At 72.2% G+C, this 17207-nt stretch carries 10 protein-coding genes; 7 read left to right on the plus strand and 3 right to left on the minus strand.

Going from position 1 to position 17207, the window contains the following annotated elements:
• Positions 1-23 precede the first annotated feature (23 nt).
• Complete coding sequence (locus tag C7C46_RS04150; RefSeq protein ID WP_181442184.1) at positions 24-2732, minus strand: transglycosylase domain-containing protein; 2709 nt, start codon at positions 2730-2732, stop codon at positions 24-26.
• 403 nt (positions 2733-3135) lie between these two features.
• Between C7C46_RS04150 and C7C46_RS04160 the strand changes: the two genes are divergently transcribed.
• The 4 genes from C7C46_RS04160 to C7C46_RS04175 all read left to right on the plus strand — a co-directional run bounded on the left by C7C46_RS04160 (position 3136) and on the right by C7C46_RS04175 (position 7819).
• Positions 3136-3810, plus strand: coding sequence for a PadR family transcriptional regulator (locus tag C7C46_RS04160; protein ID WP_110665789.1), 675 nt, complete (start codon positions 3136-3138; stop codon positions 3808-3810).
• 136 nt (positions 3811-3946) lie between these two features.
• The gene (locus C7C46_RS04165; RefSeq protein ID WP_110665791.1) at positions 3947-5029 is read left to right on the plus strand and encodes an inositol-3-phosphate synthase; all 1083 of its coding nucleotides are present in this window, start codon (positions 3947-3949) and stop codon (positions 5027-5029) included.
• A gap of 87 nt (positions 5030-5116) precedes the next feature.
• A complete protein-coding gene (locus tag C7C46_RS04170; protein WP_425470017.1) occupies positions 5117-6433 on the plus strand; it encodes an MFS transporter in 1317 nt (438 codons plus the stop codon).
• Positions 6434-6508: 75 nt separating this feature from the next.
• Entirely contained in the window at positions 6509-7819 is a 1311-nt protein-coding gene (locus C7C46_RS04175) for an LppU/SCO3897 family protein (protein ID WP_146258979.1), read from the plus strand.
• 53 nt (positions 7820-7872) lie between these two features.
• On the opposite strand, the gene C7C46_RS04180 is transcribed toward C7C46_RS04175, so the two are convergent.
• On the minus strand, positions 7873-8589 hold the full coding sequence (locus C7C46_RS04180) for a restriction endonuclease (protein ID WP_146258980.1): 717 nt from the start codon (positions 8587-8589) through the stop codon (positions 7873-7875).
• Between the two features lie 156 nt (positions 8590-8745).
• On the minus strand, positions 8746-10167 hold the full coding sequence (locus C7C46_RS04185; RefSeq protein WP_110665911.1) for a CCA tRNA nucleotidyltransferase: 1422 nt from the start codon (positions 10165-10167) through the stop codon (positions 8746-8748).
• Positions 10168-10474: 307 nt separating this feature from the next.
• Here C7C46_RS04185 and C7C46_RS04190 point away from each other — a divergent pair, with 307 nt between their 5' ends.
• From C7C46_RS04190 to C7C46_RS04200, 3 genes are all read left to right on the plus strand, one after another.
• Positions 10475-12865, plus strand: a complete 2391-nt coding sequence (locus C7C46_RS04190; RefSeq protein WP_110665797.1) for a DUF6049 family protein — start codon at positions 10475-10477, stop codon at positions 12863-12865.
• An 87-nt stretch (positions 12866-12952) separates the two neighbouring features.
• Entirely contained in the window at positions 12953-15202 is a 2250-nt protein-coding gene (murJ, locus tag C7C46_RS04195; RefSeq protein ID WP_110665799.1) for a murein biosynthesis integral membrane protein MurJ, read from the plus strand.
• A 138-nt stretch (positions 15203-15340) separates the two neighbouring features.
• Positions 15341-17200: a protein kinase family protein gene (locus tag C7C46_RS04200; protein ID WP_110665801.1), complete on the plus strand. Its 1860-nt coding sequence runs from the start codon at positions 15341-15343 to the stop codon at positions 17198-17200.
• The last annotated feature ends 7 nt before the right edge of the window (positions 17201-17207 follow it).

The following is a 17207-nucleotide window of genomic DNA, read 5'->3' on the forward strand; positions in this document are numbered from 1 at the left end:
GTCCGCGGGGCCCTGGGCTTGCGCTACGGGGTGGCCTGGCCGGTCGGGGGCTGGGTGTTGCCCCCGCCGCCCGGTTTGGTTCTGGTCGCGCTCGGCGTCGGACAGTCGATCAGCGGGATGCAGGAGCCGGTGGTGCCGCCACCGCCCGGGGACTTGGTCGAGCTCGGCTTGTCGGTGGGGCAGTCGCCCTGCGACAGGCAGCTCTGGGTGCTGCTCGGCCGGCTGCTGGGCGCATCGGTGGTCGGCGCGGTGGTCGGCGCCTGGGTGGTGGGCGCGGCGGTGGTCTCGGTGGCGGAGGCCGAGGCCGACGGCGAGGCCGTGCTCGGCGCGCCGGAGGCGTCGACCGCGCTGTTGACCGGGTCCGGGGTCGGGAAGTCCTTGACCGGAGTGCCGGCCATCGCGTCCTTCATGTAGGCGGCCCAGATCTCGGTCGGCAGGTCACCACCGTAGAAGCTGCTCTTGCCGCCGGTACCGCTCAGCGACTGCAGACCGGGGTGGTTCGGGTCCTCGCGGAACATGGTGACCGCGGTGGCCAGCTGCGGGGTGTACCCGTCGAACCAGGCCGAGGTGCCCTTGTCGGTGGTACCGGTCTTGCCGGCCACCGGGCGGCCGACGGCCTTGGCCTTGGTACCGGTACCGCTCTGCACCACGTCCTGCAGGACGCTGGTGATGTTGTCGGCCACCGCCTGGTCCAGCACCTGCTTGGGCTGCGCCTTGCCGACGCCGGCCACGGTCTTGCCGTTCTGCAGCAGCTTGGTCACCGCGTACATGTCGGTCTGCTGGCCGCGGGCCGCGAAGACCGAGTAGCCGGAGGCCATCTGGATCGCGCTCGGTGTCGAGGTACCGATCGCGAAGGCCGCGGTGCCCTGGTTGGCCACCGGCATCGAGGCCTTGTTCAGACCCATCGCCTCGGCCAGCTTGGCCACGTTCGGGCCGCCCACGTCCTCGCCGAGCTGGACGAAGGGGACGTTGAACGAGTTGATCATCGCCTTGCGCAGCGTCACGTAGCCCTGCGGGCCGTCCTCGTCGTTCTTCTGCTTGAAGACCGATCCGTCCGGGTTGGTGACCAGCGAGCCGTCCGGCTTGCGGATGGTGGACAGGTCGTCGGCGTTGTACCGGCTGTCCTCGTTGATCCGCATCGGCTTGCCGTCCGGTCCGGTCTGGGTCTGCACCCCGACCTGCATCGCGGTGGCCAGCACGTAGGGCTTGAAGGTCGAGCCGACCGGCACGCCGTTGGTGTCGGCGTTGTTGCTGTACTGGCCCTTCTCGATGCCCGGACCGCCGTAGATGGCCACCAGCGCCCCGTCACCCGGGACCACGGAGGCCGCGCCGACCTGCACGAACGTGTCGTACTTCGCCCGCTTGACCGGGTCCAGGTTCTGCTGGCTGATCTGGTCCACCGCGTGCGAGAGCTTGTCGACCTTGTCCTTCTGCAGCGTGGTGTAGATCTGGAAGCCGCCGTGGCCGAGCTTCGCGTCGGTGATGTCCGGGTCCTTGGCCTCGATGTACTTGTCGACCGTGTCGACGATGTAGCCGATCTGGCCGTTCAGGTTGCTGGACGGGGCCTGCTTTATCGGCTCCGGCAGTCCCGCCTTGAGGCACTGGTCCTTCTGGTCCGCGGTGATCGCCTTGGTCTTCACCATCTCGCCCAGGATCCACTCCCAGCGGCCGCTGGACGGGTCGCTCTGGGTGCCGAACATCCGGGTGTGGTTGGCCGCGTTGATCGAGGGGTCGTAGAGGCCGGCGCCCTTGAGCAGGCCGGCCAGCATCGCGCTCTGGCAGGGCGTCAGGTCCTTGGCCTCCACGCCGTAGTAGGCGTGCGCGGCGGCCTGGATGCCGGTGGAGTTGCGGCCGAACCAGCTGGTGTTGAGGTACCCCGCGAGGATCTCGTCCTTGGAGGTCTGCTGGTTGAGCTTCAGGGTGATGAAGAACTCCTTGAGCTTGCGGGTGACCGTCTGGTCCTGGCTCAGGTAGGCGTTCTTCACGTACTGCTGGGTGATGGTCGACCCGCCCTGGGTCGACTGGCCCGACGCCATGTTGTAGACGGCGCGGGCGATGCCCTTGGGGTCGATGCCGCTGTCGGTGCGGAAGGTCTGGTTCTCGGCCGCGATCACCGCGTCCTGCATCGACTTGTTGATGTCGCCGATCTGGACCACCTGGCGGTTGGTCTGACCGGTGCGGGTCATCTCCGAGCCGTCGGCCCAGTAGTAGATGTTGTTCTGGGCCGGCGCGATGTCCTTGAGCGTGGGCACCTTGGTCATCGCGTACGCGGTGCCGACCGCGGCCACGCCGCTGCCGAAGAAGATCAGGAAGAGCGAAAGCACCAGCTTCCAGGACGGGATCCAGCGGCGGAAGCCGGTCTTGCCCCAGCGCGGGTAGTCGATGAACTTCTTCTTGCCCGGCGGCTTGGCCCCGCCGGCCCCGCCGGCGCCACCGGCACCGCCGCGGCCCGGGCCCTGGCCGTCGCCCGCACCGCCGCCCCGCCGACCGCCACCGCCGCCGCCCTTCTGGGCCGCCCGGCGCAGCTCGGCCCGGGTCGGCCGGGGCTGCGCGGCGGTCTCCCGGGCGGCACCGGGCTGCCCGGGAGACCGCCGGGCGGCGCGCTCGCCGGGGTTGTAGTCGGGCGCCCCTTCCGGCGGAGTGCCGTAGGCATACGGGCGTTGGCCGTCCGGCCGCCCGGGGGGCTGCTCACCGCCGCCCCCTTGGGGCGATCGGCGCCGGTGTTCGCTCATAGTCCAGTAACTCCTAGGCCAGGCGGGACGCCTGCTCAGCAGGATCTGCTTGCAATGCCCGAACCGCCCTGGGCCGTGGAACGGCCGCTCCCCGGAGGTGGTCCTCGTGCACACGCGACAGCGTACGCAGCCCGAATGAGTGTCATATCCGGCATAACGGATCAATCCGTCACAAATGACCAGCAGATCATTACATGCCCGTTGCCAAGAACCCCCGGGTCGGACGCGGTCGGCGGCCCCGGACGGCGCCGGGCGAACCCTGGGTGACCGCGATCTGAATCCTTGTGATCACATTCACCCGTGCCCCCCTTGCCCGAATCGTGACCCGGGCCTATCGTTCTCGATATATCGAGTCGATACATCAGCGCGGCATAAGCTCGGCGGAGAACGAGAGGTGGGTGGAGTGAGCAGGCGTTCAGGAGTCCTGGAGTTTGCCGTCCTCGGCCTGCTGCACGACGCCCCGATGCACGGGTACGAGCTGCGCAAGCGGCTGAACATCCTGCTCGGGTCGTTCCGCGCCTTCTCCTACGGGACGCTGTACCCCTGCCTGAAGAGCCTGGTCGCCCAGGGCTTCCTGGTGGAGGACAACCCGGACACCGAGTACGTGCCGGCCACCGCACTGAACGGCAAGCGGTCGAAGATCGTCTACCGGCTCTCCGCGGAGGGCAAGCAGCGCTTCGAGGAGTTGCTCGCCGACTCCGGTCCCAACGCCTGGGAGGACGAGCACTTCGGGGTGCACTTCGCCTTCTTCGGCCAGACCGACCGGGCAGTGCGGATGCGGGTGCTGGAGGGCCGGCGCAGCCGGCTGGAGGAGCGGCTGGAGCGGATGCGCTCCTCGGTCTCCCGCACTCGCGAGCGGTTCGACGACTACACCCTCGAACTGCAGCGACACGGTCTCGAATCGGTCGAGCGCGAGGTGCGCTGGCTCAACGAGCTGATCGAGACCGAGCGGGCCAACCGGAGCGGCCGCACCGCGACCGGGCCCGCAACCCCACAGTCTTCGGACGGCCGTGGCCGCCAGGACGGGTCTCCCGAACCCGAACGGCCACCGTACGACCGCCCGGGGCGCTCCACCTAGGAGTGCCGCCACCGCGTGTTGCCCTTGCCACGCGGCGGATTTGGGCGCAGTGCGCCCGTCAGACAGTCACATTGAAGAGAGCAGGACGAGGAGCGCCGCACCACGGCGCGCCTCACGAGAACAGGGAGCAACCGGAATGGGTTCGGTTCGCGTAGCCATCGTCGGCGTGGGCAACTGCGCCGCCTCGCTGGTGCAGGGTGTCGAGTACTACAAGGACGCCGACCCGGCCGGCAAGGTCCCCGGGCTGATGCACGTCCAGTTCGGCGAGTACCACGTCCGTGACGTGGAGTTCGTCGCGGCCTTCGACGTCGACGCCAAGAAGGTCGGCTTCGACCTGGCCGACGCCATCGGCAGCAGCGAGAACAACACCATCAAGATCTGCGACGTGCCGCCGACCGGTGTCACCGTGCAGCGCGGTCACACCTACGACGGCCTCGGCAAGTACTACCGGGAGACCATCGAGGAGTCCGACGAGGCCCCGGTCGACATCGTCCAGATCCTCAAGGACCGCCAGGTCGACGTCCTGGTCTGCTACCTGCCGGTGGGTTCGGAGGACGCGGCCAAGTTCTACGCGCAGTGCGCCATCGACGCCAAGGTCGCGTTCGTCAACGCCCTGCCGGTCTTCATCGCCGGGACCAAGGAGTGGGCGGACAAGTTCACCGAGGCCGGCGTGCCGATCGTCGGTGACGACATCAAGTCCCAGGTGGGCGCGACCATCACGCACCGCGTGATGGCCAAGCTCTTCGAGGACCGCGGTGTCGTCCTCGAGCGCACCATGCAGCTGAACGTCGGCGGCAACATGGACTTCAAGAACATGCTCGAGCGCGAGCGCCTGGAGTCCAAGAAGATCTCCAAGACCCAGGCCGTCACCTCGCAGATCCGCGACCGCGAGCTGGGCGCCAAGAACGTCCACATCGGCCCGTCCGACTACGTCGCCTGGCTGGACGACCGCAAGTGGGCGTACGTCCGCCTCGAGGGCCGCGCCTTCGGTGACGTTCCGCTGAACCTGGAGTACAAGCTCGAGGTCTGGGACTCCCCGAACTCGGCCGGCGTGATCATCGACGCGGTGCGCGCGGCGAAGATCGCCAAGGACCGCGGCATCGGTGGCCCGATCCTCTCCGCGTCCTCCTACTTCATGAAGTCGCCGCCGGTGCAGTACTTCGACGACGAGGCCAAGGAGAACGTCGAGAAGTTCATCCGGGGCGAGGTCGAGCGCTGAGCACTGCGCTGACCGTTTGACGCTTCGTCATGCCGAGGGCCGATGTTTCACGTGAAACATCGGCCCTCGGCATGACACCCTGGGCAGGTGTCGATCACCCGACGGCCGGCCCCGGCCCCGCCCAGCCCCGCGAGCAGCCGTGCCGCGCTCGGCGAGCTGCTGCACACCCGGGACTTCCGGCGGCTGCTCGGTGCCCGGCTGCTCTCCCAGCTCTCCGATGGGGTCTTCCAGGTCTCGCTGGCCTCGTACGTGATCTTCTCCCCCGAACGGCAGTCCTCCCCCGCGGACATCGCCTCGATGCTCGCCGTGCTGCTGCTGCCGTTCTCGGTGGTCGGTCCGTTCGCCGGAGTGCTGCTGGACCGCTGGCGCCGCCGCCAGGTGCTCTACCTGGGCAACCTGACCCGGTTCGGCCTCGGCCTGGTGACCGCCGCGCTGCTGCTCGCCCGGGTCCCCGAGTGGCTCTTCTTCGCCTCGGCCCTACTGGTCACCGCGCTCAACCGGTTCATCCTGGCCGGCCTCTCCGCCGCACTGCCCCGGGTGGTCACCCCCGACCAACTGGTCACCGCCAACTCGCTCTCCCCCACCGCCGGCACCGTGGCGGCCGCGGCCGGCGGCGGGATCGGCTTCGTGTTCCACCAGATACTGCCGCCGGGCACCCGGGCCGACGCCGTGCTGGTCACCGTCGCCGCCGCGCTCTACCTGGCCGCCGCGCTGGCGGCCCGCCGGATGGACCCCGAACTGCTGGGCCCGGAGCACCACCCCGACCGGCCGGATCTGCGGTCCGCACTCGGCCAGGCCGGGCGCGCCCTGGCGGACGGAGTGCGCCACCTGGTCCGGGAGAGCCGCCCGGCCGTGGCGGCGCTCGCAGCGGTCACGGCGGCCCGGTTCTGCTACGGGATGCTGATCGTCACCGTGCTGATGCTCTCCCGGTACACCTTCAACGCGCCGGGTGACACCAAGGGCGGGCTGGCCACCCTGGGCACCGCGCTGCTCTTCTCGGCGGTGGGCTTCTTCCTGGCCGCCGTGATCAGCCCGTGGTTCTCCCGGCGGCTCGGGCTGGACGGCTGGATGGTGGCCTGCCTGGGCTCGGCGGCGGTCTTCGTCCCGGCGCTCGGGCTCTTCTTCTCGGTCTGGCTCACCATGGTCGCCGCGCTGCTGCTGGGCGTGGTCACCCAGGGCACCAAGATCTGCGCCGACACGATCGTGCAGCGCGAGGTGGAGGACGACTACCGCGGCCGGGTCTTCTCGCTCTACGACGTGCTGTTCAACGTGGGCTTCGTGGCCGCCGCCGGGGTGACCGCGCTGGTGCTGCCGCTGAGCGGGCGCTCGGCGGTGGTGGTGTTGGGCGTCTCGGCGATGTACGCGGGGACGGCCGCCCTCTACGCCCGCACCGCGCGCCGCTAAGGTACGGGAGCACGACGCGTCGTCCGTAAGGTACGGGAGCACGACGCCTCGTCCGTCGACTTGGGGAGAGTCCGCGTGACCAATCCGTACCAGCCGCCGGCCGACCCGGACCAGGACCAGCCGCCGGCCGACCCGAACGCGGTGCCGCCGCGGCCTACCGCGCCTCCGATGGCTGCGCCGCCACCGGTCTTCCCGAGTCAGTCGGCACCACCGGTCGAGGACACCCCGCCCGCGCCGCCCGTGCAGGACGCGGTTCCCGGGCAGGCCCCGCCGCCGGTCTTCGCGCCGCCGAGCACACCGCCGGGAACACCGGCCGTGCCGGCAGCGCCGGCAGCTGCGGGAGCGTCGGCTGCTCCGGGCGCACCTGTCGTGCCGGGCGCACCGCCCGTACCGCAGGGCCCGCCCGCGGCCGTGCTGCCGACCCAGCCGTACGGCTTCCCGCCCCAGCAGCCAGCCGCAGCGGCCGGCTACGGCTTCCCGCCCCAGCAGCCGCCCGCCCCGGCCGGCTACGGCTTCCCCCCGCAGCAGCCGGCCGCAGCGGGGTACGGCTTCCCGCCGCCGAACCCGTACCAGGCCCCGCCACCGCCCGGCCAGGGCTACGGCTTCGGCGCGCCGCCGCCCGGCTACGGTCAGCCGCAGCTGCTCGCCTGCCGGATCTGCGGCGGCGTCCCGGCCGCAGACGTCACCGTCCGCGGCCACCGCGGCCTGATCGTGCTGATGCGCTTCCTGCGCGCCCCGGGGCCGTACTGCTCGGTCTGCGGCACCGCCATGGTCCGCGACATGTCCGAGCAGACCCTGCTGCGCGGCTGGTGGAGCTACCTCTCCTCGCTCTTCACGCTGATCGCGCTGTTGCAGAACCGCGCGGCCTACCAGCGGCTGCGGCGACTGCCCCCGCCGCAGCCCGGCACCCACGGACCGCAGCTGAACCCGGGCCGCCCGCTGACCAAGCGCGGCGCGATCTGGATGCTGCTGCTGCCGGCGCTCTCGCTGGTGCTGGCGGTGACCCTGCTCGTGGTGGCGCTCGCCACCGCGGGCGACGCCCCGGTGGACACCAGCAACGACCGCCCGGTGGCCACCGCGAAGGCGGGCGACTGCCTCTACGACGCCAACGGCTCGCCCGGCTCCGACGACTCGGACGCCTCGGTCACCGTGGTGCCGTGCTCCGACAAGCGGGCCCACTTCCAGGTGCTCGCCCGGGTGGCCACCATGGAGGGCGGCTCCCAGGTCTGCGCGCGCTACCGCAACGCCAGCAAGTGGTTCTCGCACAAGGACGCCGGGTACAGCTTCGTGCTCTGCCTGGGTGCTCCGGGCAGCATCCCGCCGACCGGCAGCAACGGTGACAGCGGCAGCGACGGCACCGGCAGCGGTACCGGGTCGTCCACCTGACGGGTGGACAGGTGGACGGGCCGTCAGCTCTCGGAGCTGACGGCCCGTTCGCGTCAGCTGAGGTCGTCGATCAGCTCCTCCTCCACCCCCTCGTCGAGGGCCCGCAGCAGTGTCAGTCGGCGCCGGGCCGCGGTCCGCTGGTCGTCGTCCAGCACGATCCGCTCCAGACGGTCGACCCGGTCGGTCAGCGCGTCGACCTTCCGGCTGATGTGCGTCACGTCCTGCGCGACGGCGTTCAGCAGCGGGACCACGGCGGTGCCGATCACCTTGGTCACCACGCTCTCGGCGATCCGGGCCACGGCGGCGTCGATGCTGCCGGCCGACGCGCCGAGGAGGTTGTCCACAGGGGGTGCTCCCCAGTTGTCCACAGGCACCTGGCGGGCCTGCTCCTCGACGTTCAGCAGGTGGAACCGCACCTGACGTGCGACGTCGCTCTCCTTCAGCAGCATCGCCACGTTGAGCACGGTCCGCCGGGTGAACAGCGCGAGGGACTTGGCCCGGCTCTGGATCCGACTGACTTCCTTGAAGGAAGCCAGTCGCGCCCCGCTCAGCACGCCGTACCCGTTGGAGCTGAGCTCCGCCCGGTGGTCGTAGACCAGCGAGTGGATCGCCTGCACCGGGACCTCGAAGTACGCCGCGACCCCCTCCGTGGTCACGTGCACCCCGTCCGGCAGCAGGGTCAGCGCGCGGACCTTGTCCAGCACCTCGACCCGGTCGCCCACCCGGGCCCGCATCGTCGGGGACTCCAACAGCACTGCGTCGACGGTCATCGCCACCACTCTCCCTCCGGGGAGGAGACCCTCTCCTCACCCGGACAGAGCAACGCGCTGCTGATCGGCCAGTCACATGAACTGGTGAGTATCCGCACCTTCGGGCGATTTCGCTAAAGTGCCCTCACACAGTTGCAGATCATGGCAAGCAACGGCTCAGGCGCCCTGCTCGGCCCACCACTCCTTGAGCGCCGCGACCGCCGCCTCGTGCTCCATCGGCCCGTGCTCCAGCCGCAGCTCCAGCAGGTGCTTGTACGCCTTGCCGACCAGCGGACCGGGCTTGACCCCGAGCAGCTCCATGATCTGGTTGCCGTCCAGGGCCGGCCGGATCGCGTCCAGTTCCTCCTGCTCCTTCAGCCGGGCGATCCGCTCCTCCAGGCCGTCGTAGGTGCGGGCGAGGGTGGCGGCCTTCTTCCGGTTGCGCGTGGTGCAGTCCGAGCGGGTCAGCTTGTGCAGCCGCTCCAGCAGCGGGCCGGCGTCGGTGACGTAGCGGCGCACCGCGGAGTCGGTCCACTCGCCGCCGCCGTACCCGTGGAACCGCAGGTGCAGCTCGACCAGCCGGGAGACGTCGTCCACCAGCTCCTTGGAGTACTTGAGGTCCCGCATCCGCTTGCGGGTCATCTTCGCGCCGACCATCTCGTGGTGGTGGAAGGAGACCCGGCCGTCGGACTCGAACCGGCGGGTGCGCGGCTTGCCGATGTCGTGCAGCAGCGCGGCCAGCCGCAGCGACAGGTCGGGGCCGTCCTGCTCCAGGTCGATCGCCTGCTCCAGCACGGTCAGCGAGTGCTCGTAGACGTCCTTGTGCCGGTGGTGCTCGTCCTCGGTCAGCCGCAGCGCCGGCAGTTCGGGCAGCACGTGGCCGGCCAGACCGGTGTCCACCAGCAGCCGCAGGCCCTTCACCGGGTGCGCGGCCAGCAGCAGCTTGTTCAGCTCGGCCTGCACCCGCTCGGCGGAGACGATGGTGATCCGGTCGGCCATCGCGGTCATCGCCGCGACCACCTCGGGAGCCGGGTCGAAGTCCAGCTGGGCGGCGAACCGGGCGGCCCGCATCATCCGCAGCGGGTCGTCGGAGAAGGACTCCTCGGGGGTGGCGGGGGTGCGCAGCAGCCGGGCCTCCAGGTCGTCCAGCCCGTGGTGCGGGTCGACGAAGCCGCGCCCGGGCAGGTCGACCGCCATCGCGTTGACCGTGAAGTCGCGCCGGACCAGGTCCTGCTCGATGGTGTCGCCGTAGGTCACCTCGGGCTTGCGCGAGCTGCGGTCGTAGGCCTCGGACCGGTAGGTGGTGATCTCGATCAGGAAGCTGCCCTCGGTGCCGTCGGGCAGCGTCACGTTCTTGCGGGCACCCACGGTGCCAAACGCGATCCCCACGTCCCAGACGGCGTCGGCCCAGCCCTTGACCAGCTTGAGCACCTGCTTGGGCCGGGCGTCGGTGGTGAAGTCCAGGTCGTTGCCGAGCCGGCCGAGCATCGCGTCCCGCACTGAACCGCCGACCAGGGCCAGCCGGAAGCCGGCCTCCTGGAACCGCCGGGCGATCTCGTCCGCGACCGGGGAGACCCGCAGCAGCTCCTGCAGCCCCATGGTCTGGGCCTCGCTCAGCCCTGGCAGGGCGGTGGCGGCAGCGGCGGACGGTGCGGCGGTGGTGCTGGGCTCATTGGCGTTGGACACGGCACAAAGGGTACGTGGCCCGGCCCACCGACCGCCCCCGGCTTTTGCCGGGCCGCTTTGGCCAGGGCCGCAACACTGCGGGCCCGGCCGCGTCGTTACCATGCCGGTTGGGGAAACTGCGGGCACGGCGCGACGCGCCGCAGGTACGACGCGGCCCGACCGCAGTGACCCGACACATCCGACCAGCGGACCGCTGACCAGAACGGCGAGGACGAAGCGCGTGGGCGAGCCTGCACGGCACACCGAGGGTCCCGGTCGGGCGTACCCGGCCACCCGGCGGGGGCGGTCCCTGGTGCGGCGGCTGCCCGTACTGGCCGCGAGCGCCTTGGCGCTGCTCGGCGTGGTGACCGCAGCCGTCCCGCCGGCCCAGGCTGCTCCGGCCTTCGCCACCGTCTCGCCGGAGTACCCGGTCGCGGTCACCATCAAGTCGGTCAGCCAGTCGGGCTTCGGCACCGGCGACACCGTGCAGGTCAGCGGCACCGTGACCAACACCGGCCCGACCGCGCTGAAGGCCCCCACCGTCGGCCTTTCCTTCGGACGCGGCAACCAGCAGCTGGCCTACCGCAGCAGCATCACCCAGCTGCTCTCCCGCACCGATCCGGTCAGCTCCGACGGCACCAAGCTGCAGGGCGCCACCAGGACGCTCGGCGACCTGCCGGCCGGCGGCTCGGCCGCGTTCGATCCGATCAGCATCCCGCTGGGCGACCTCAAGCTGGACGGCAACGGGGTCTACGAGCTCGCCGTCGAGGTGCAGGCCGGCACCCCGGACGACGAGTCGGCCCACCCGGTCGGCATCGCCCGCACCGTGCTGCCGTACTTCCCGGAGCCGAACGGGGTGCAGCCGACCAAGGTCGCCACCCTCTGGCCGCTCACCCACGCCCCGGAGCTGGTCGCGCAGAGCAACTCGGACTCCGAGGACTCCCCGGTGCTGCGCGACGACAGCCTGGCCGCCGACCTGGCACCGGCCGGCCGTCTGGGCCAGCTGCTCAACCTGGGCAGCGACCTGCCCTCGGTGACCTGGGTGGTCGACCCGGAGCTGCTGGACGCGGTCTTCGCGATGACCAAGCCGTACCGGGTGCAGACCCCGGGCCACGGCGGCGCCCCGGCAAAGGACTCCAACACGGTGGCCGGCACCGGCCAGGCGGTGGCCACCGAGTGGCTGGCCAAGCTGCGCACCGCGGTGGCGAAGAACGGCGCCGAGGTGGTCAGCCTGCCCTACGGCGACCCCGACCTGGCCTCGATCGCGCACAACGCCAACGGCGTCGCCGGGCTGGAGACCGAGCTCGACCGGGCCCGGCTGGAGGGCCGGCTGACCGTCGAGGGCCGGCTGTCGGTCGACCCCAAGGACAGCGTGGGCTGGCCCTACCAGGGCGCGCTGGACCAGCCGACCGCGCAGGCCGCCCAGCAGCTCGGCGCGAGCGAGCTGCTGGTGAGCAGCGCGAGCGTGCCGGACCAGCTGTCCTACACGGCCAACGCCGCCCGCCAGCTGAGCACCGGTCAGACCGCGGTGGCGGCCGACAGCACCATCGCCAACCAACTGCAGTCCGACCTGACCACCGCGGACGCCAGGGCCCAGGCCACCCAGCGGCTGCTCGCCGAGACGCTGGCCGTCACCCTGCAGCGGACCACCCAGCAGCGCACCCTGCTGGTGATGCCGCCGCGCACGCTGACCACCGCCACCGCCCAGGTGCTGCACGACGCGCTGAAGACCGCGCAGAAGGCCGGTTGGACCGCCTGGGCCGGCCTGGACGAGGTGGCCAGGACCCCCGCCGACAAGGGCGCCGGCACTTCGATCGCCGAGCCCTACCCCGCCGACCTGCGCGGCTCGGAGCTGCCCGCCGCCACCTTCCAGTCGGTGGCCGCGATGCAGCACGACGTGGAGCTGATGGTCCGGATCCTCACCGTGCCGTCCCGGGTGAGCGCCCCGTTCGGGGCCTCGATGGCCCGCTCGGTCTCCACCGCCTGGCGCGGCGACCCGAGCGGTGCCGCCGGGTACCTGGCCAACAGCCAGGCCTACCTGACGCAGCTGAAGACCGCGGTGAGCATCCCGCCGAAGAGCAGCAGCCTGACGCTGGCCGGCGACTCCGGGCTGATCCAGGTCAGCGTCCGCAACGACCTGCACCAGCCGGTGGTCAACCTGGAGCTGCGGCTGACCTCCAGCCAGCCGAACCGGCTGCGGGTGACCAGCCAGCACTCGATCGAGCTGCCGGCCGGTCAGAGCACCTCGCCGCGGTTCCAGGCCCAGGCGGTGGGCAACGGCACCGTGGCGATGACCGCCCAGCTGTGGACGGTCGGGCCGGACGCGCAGAAGTACGGCGAAGCGGTGACCTTCAACGTGGAGGTCAGCCAGGTCCCCAGCGGCGTCTGGTGGGTGGTCGGGGCCGGCGCGCTGCTGGTGCTGGCGGCCGGCGTGCGGTTCGTGCTGGCCCGGCGCAAGCACGGCGGCCAGCCGCCGGAGGACCCGGACGCCCCGCTGGTCGACCCGCAGGCGCCGCCCCAGGCTGACGGCACCGAGGAGGCCGGGCACGGTGCCGAGGCGGCCGAGGAGACCCCGGGCGGGGTCGCCGAGCCCGGTGCGCCGCGGCCCGACGAGGCGGCGGCGCACCCTTAGGCCCCGCGTGGAAAGTCCGGATTCTGCCGCATGGTGATGAGACAGTAGGCCTCGACGAGGACCGAATCCGGACAGCGATGAGGTGGCATGAGCGAGCGCGGCGCCAACGAACCTGCGACCGAGGAGCCGGACTGGTACCTCAGCGACACCTACGCGCGGGATCCGTTCGCCGCCGACCCGTACGCGCCGCAGCAGGGCCCGGACCCGTACCGGGCGGCCGAGCCGACCGGGTCTGCCCCGGCTGCGGCCGACGCCGTCGCCGCACCCGTCATCGAGGAGGAGCCCGCCCTCCCCGGTGCGGAGCCCGGCCTCGCCCATGGATCGCCCGGACCCGCCGAGGAGGAGCCCGCCGAACTGCCCAGCCAGCAGTCGGAGGGCGCCGAGCCGCTGCAGGAGCCGGTGGTGCCGGCCTCCCGGTGGGCCCGGGCCGCGGCCGAGGGAGCCGAGGCACCCGCGGCGCCCGCCGAGGAGGAGCTGGGCACCGACTTCCTGGGCGTGGACGCGCTGCTCGGCCCGGCGGCCGGCGCGGTGGCCGCCGAGTCCGGCCGCCCGGCCGTTCCGGTGATCGAGTTCGACCCGCCGCTGCGTCCCGCCGAGACGGGCGCGCAGCCGCCCGCAGGGGGCCGACCGCGCCCCGCCGAGGGGGAACCGCCCGGGGAGCTCCCCGAGGACCCGCAGCCGCCCGCGCCGGGCGGCCGGCTGCCCGGCCTGCTGGGTTCCAGCGCGGTGATGGCGGCCGGCACCCTGGTCTCCCGGGCCACCGGCTTCCTGCGCACCATGGTGATCGCCGCCGCGATCGGCGTCGGCACCATGGGCGACTCCTACTCGGCCGCCAACACGCTGCCCACCCTGCTCTACATCCTGATCGGCGGCGGCGCGCTGAACGCGGTCTTCGTGCCGCAACTGGTGCGCAGCATGAAGCAGGACGGGGACGGCGGCACCGCCTACGCCAACCGGCTGCTCACCCTGGTGATGGCCGGCCTGGCCGGGGTCGCCTTCGTCGCGGTGCTGGCCGCCCCGCTGCTGGTCCAGCTGATCTCGCACTCGCTGATGTCCGACCCGGCCAGCGCCGACGCCACGGTCACGCTGGCCCGCTACTGCCTGCCGACCATCTTCTTCATGGGCGTCCACGTGGTGATGGGTCAGATCCTCAACGCCCGCGGCCGGTTCGGCGCGATGATGTGGACCCCGGTGCTCAACAACGTCGTGGTGATCTTCACCTTCGGCAGCTACCTCTGGGTCTTCGGCACCTTCCAGCACAGCCGGGTCACCCCCGAGACCATCTCCCCCGAGGGCCTGCGGCTGCTCGGCCTGGGCACCCTGCTGGGCCTGGCGGTGCAGGCGCTGTCGATGGTCCCGTACCTGCGGGCGGCCGGCTTCGCCTTCCGGCCGCGGTTCGACTGGCGCGGGCACGGCCTGGGCAAGGCGGCCCGGCTGGCCAAGTGGACCTTCCTGTTCGTGCTGGCCAACCAGGCGGGCTACCTGGTGGTCACCCAGCTGGCCACCGCGGCGGGCCGGGAGGCGGCCGCCGACGGCCACCTGGGGGTGGGCCTGGCGGCGTACTCCAACGCGCTGCTGATCTGGCAGCTGCCGATGGCGGTGGTCACCGTCTCGGTGATGAGCGCGGTGCTCCCCCGGCTCTCCCGGGCGGCGGCCGACGGGGACGCCGGTGCGGTGCGGGACGACCTCTCGTACGGGCTGCGCACCTCGGCGGTGGCGATCGTGCCGGCCGCCTTCCTCTTCCTGGTGCTCGGCCCGCAGATCGGCACCGCCATCTACGGGCTGGGCAACGGCGGCAGCGTGGCGCACAGCACCACCCAGGTCGGCTTCATGCTCTCCGCCTTCGCACTGGGCCTGATCCCCTACTCGGTGCAGTACGTGCTGCTGCGCGGCTTCTACGCCTACGAGGACACCCGTACCCCGTTCTCCAACACCGTCTGGGTGGCCGTCGCCCAGGCCGGCACCGCGATGCTCTGCTACCTGGTGCTGCCGGCCCAGTGGGCGGTCACCGGGATGGCGCTGGGCTACGGGGCGGCGTACGCGGTGGGCGTGGGGGTGGCGGTGCCCAAGCTCAAGCGGCGGATCGGCGGGCTGGACTCGGGCCGGATCGCCCGCACCTACGCCCGGCTGGCGATCGCCTGCCTGCCTGCCGCGCTGGCCGGTCTGCTGGTCGAGCTGGCACTGTCCGCCCTGCTCGGCGGCTGGCTCGGCAGCGTGCTCACCGTCCTGGTCGCCGGTACGGTGCAGCTGACGGTCTTCCTGGTGGTGGCCAAGCGGATGCGGATCGAGGAGTTGAACGGGATGATCGGTATGGTCCGTAGTCGGCTGGGACGCTGACCGGTCATCAGTTTGTCTACCGACTGAGCAGTTCGGGCGCCGCGGGAACCGAACGGCCTGAACAACGGTCGTACTCGGGGCGGAAGAGTGGGCACAATTGTCCCGAACGACCGGGTCACAAGGGGAGGCAGGACGACGGTGGCTGACCGCACCAGGGACCGCGCCGAGGCAGTCGTGCAGCTGCCGGCGGCCGAGGCGACGGGCGAGATCACCGCACCGCTCTCCGCCGCGGAGATCGCCGCCGAACTGGCCGGGTCGGTCGCTCCGGCGGCCGAACCCGAGCCGGCCGCCGAGACCGACCCGAAGGCTGCACCCGAGCCCGAGCCGAAGGCTGCCTCCGAGCCCGACCCGGAACCGGCCGCAGAGGCCTCGGGGGCCGCAGACGCGGCAGACGCCGCCGGCGAGGCGGACGGGCCGGCCGAGCAGGTGCCGGTACCGGAGCGGCACAGCGGCGACCGGATCGCCGACCGCTACCGGCTGGAGGAGTGCATCTCCCGCACCACCCAGTTCAGCAGCTGGCGCGCGGTGGACGAGACGCTGCGCCGGGCCGTCGGGGTGCACCTGCTGGCGGCCGGCAACCCGCGTGCCGACGGCGTGCTGGCGGCCGCCCGCTCGGCCGCGCTGCTCGGCGACCCCCGGTTCGTCCAGGTGCTGGACGCGGTCCGCGAGGGCGACCTGGTCTACGTGATCCGGGAGTGGCTGCCCGCCGCCACCGATCTGGCCACCCTGCTCTCCGACGGTCCGCTGGAGCCCTACGAGGCCTACCAGATGGTCCGTCAGGTCACCGACGCGGTCGCCGCCGCCCACGCCTCGGGCCGGTCCCACCTGCGGCTCACCCCCCGCTGCGTGCTGCGTACCGACACCGGCCAGTACCGGATCAACGGGGTGGCGGTGGATGCCGCACTGCGCGGTGCGGCCGACCCCGCGGACGCCACCGGCCCGGCCGCCGAACTGGCCGACACCCGGGCGATCGGCACCCTGCTCTACGCCGCCCTGACCCACCGCTGGCCGCATCCGCAGGACCGCTACGACCTGCGCGGCCTGCCCGCCGACGCCGGCCTGCTGCCCCCGGACCAGGTCCGCTCCGGGGTCCACCAGGGCCTGTCCGACCTCGCCGCCCGGACCCTGTGCGAGCCGCCGCCCGGCGAGCTCGCCCCGATCACCAGCCCGGCCGAACTGGCCAAGGAGATCGCGCTGCTGCCGCGGATCCGGCCGCCCCAGGCCGAGTCCGGCGCCGCCACGGACCGCTACCCCGCCCCGGGCCAGACGGTGCAGCGGGACCGGGTCGCCCGCCCCGGGCCGGCCTCCCGGCACACCCCGCCGCCGCCCGGCACCCGGCCTGCCCGCCCGCAGCCGCCGCGCCCGGCCCGGCGGCGCAGCCGCCGCCAGCTGGCCAAGCGGACGGCCCAGTGGACCGTCTCGGTGGTGCTGCTGGCCGCGATCGGCTACGGCTCCTGGCAGCTGGCCGGCAAGCTCGGCGAGAGCGGCCCGCCCACCGCACTGGGCACCTCCGGAGCCGGCCTGCCGCCGTCCAGCTCAGCCTCGGCCAAGCCGACCCCGCTGACGATCGCGAACCTCACCTCGTTCAACCCGTTCGGCGACCACCCGATGCACCCCGACCTGCTGGGGGCCGCCCACGACAACGACCCGAGCACCGCCTGGCAGACCGACGGCTACTTCGACGACCTGCCCACCATCGGCCACGGCACCGGCCTGCTGGTCGACCTCGGCGCGGCGCGGCCGGTCAGCTCGGTCAGCGTCCAGTTCCTCGGCGCCACCAGTGCCGAGCTGCGGGTGCCCACCGGCGCCGGGGACGGCACGCCGACCAAGTTCGAGGAGTTCGGCCAGCCGGTGGCCCACGGCAACGGCACCGACGTACAGCTGCAGCCCGGCTCCCCGGTCACCTCGCGCTACCTCTTGATCTGGCTGACCGGCCTCCCCAAGGATGGGACCGGCAGATACCGCGGCCAGGTGGCCGAGATCAAGGTGACCGGCTGACCCGTCG

This window comes from Streptomyces tateyamensis, from assembly GCF_003205575.1.
GTDB classification, from domain to species: domain Bacteria; phylum Actinomycetota; class Actinomycetes; order Streptomycetales; family Streptomycetaceae; genus Kitasatospora; species Kitasatospora tateyamensis.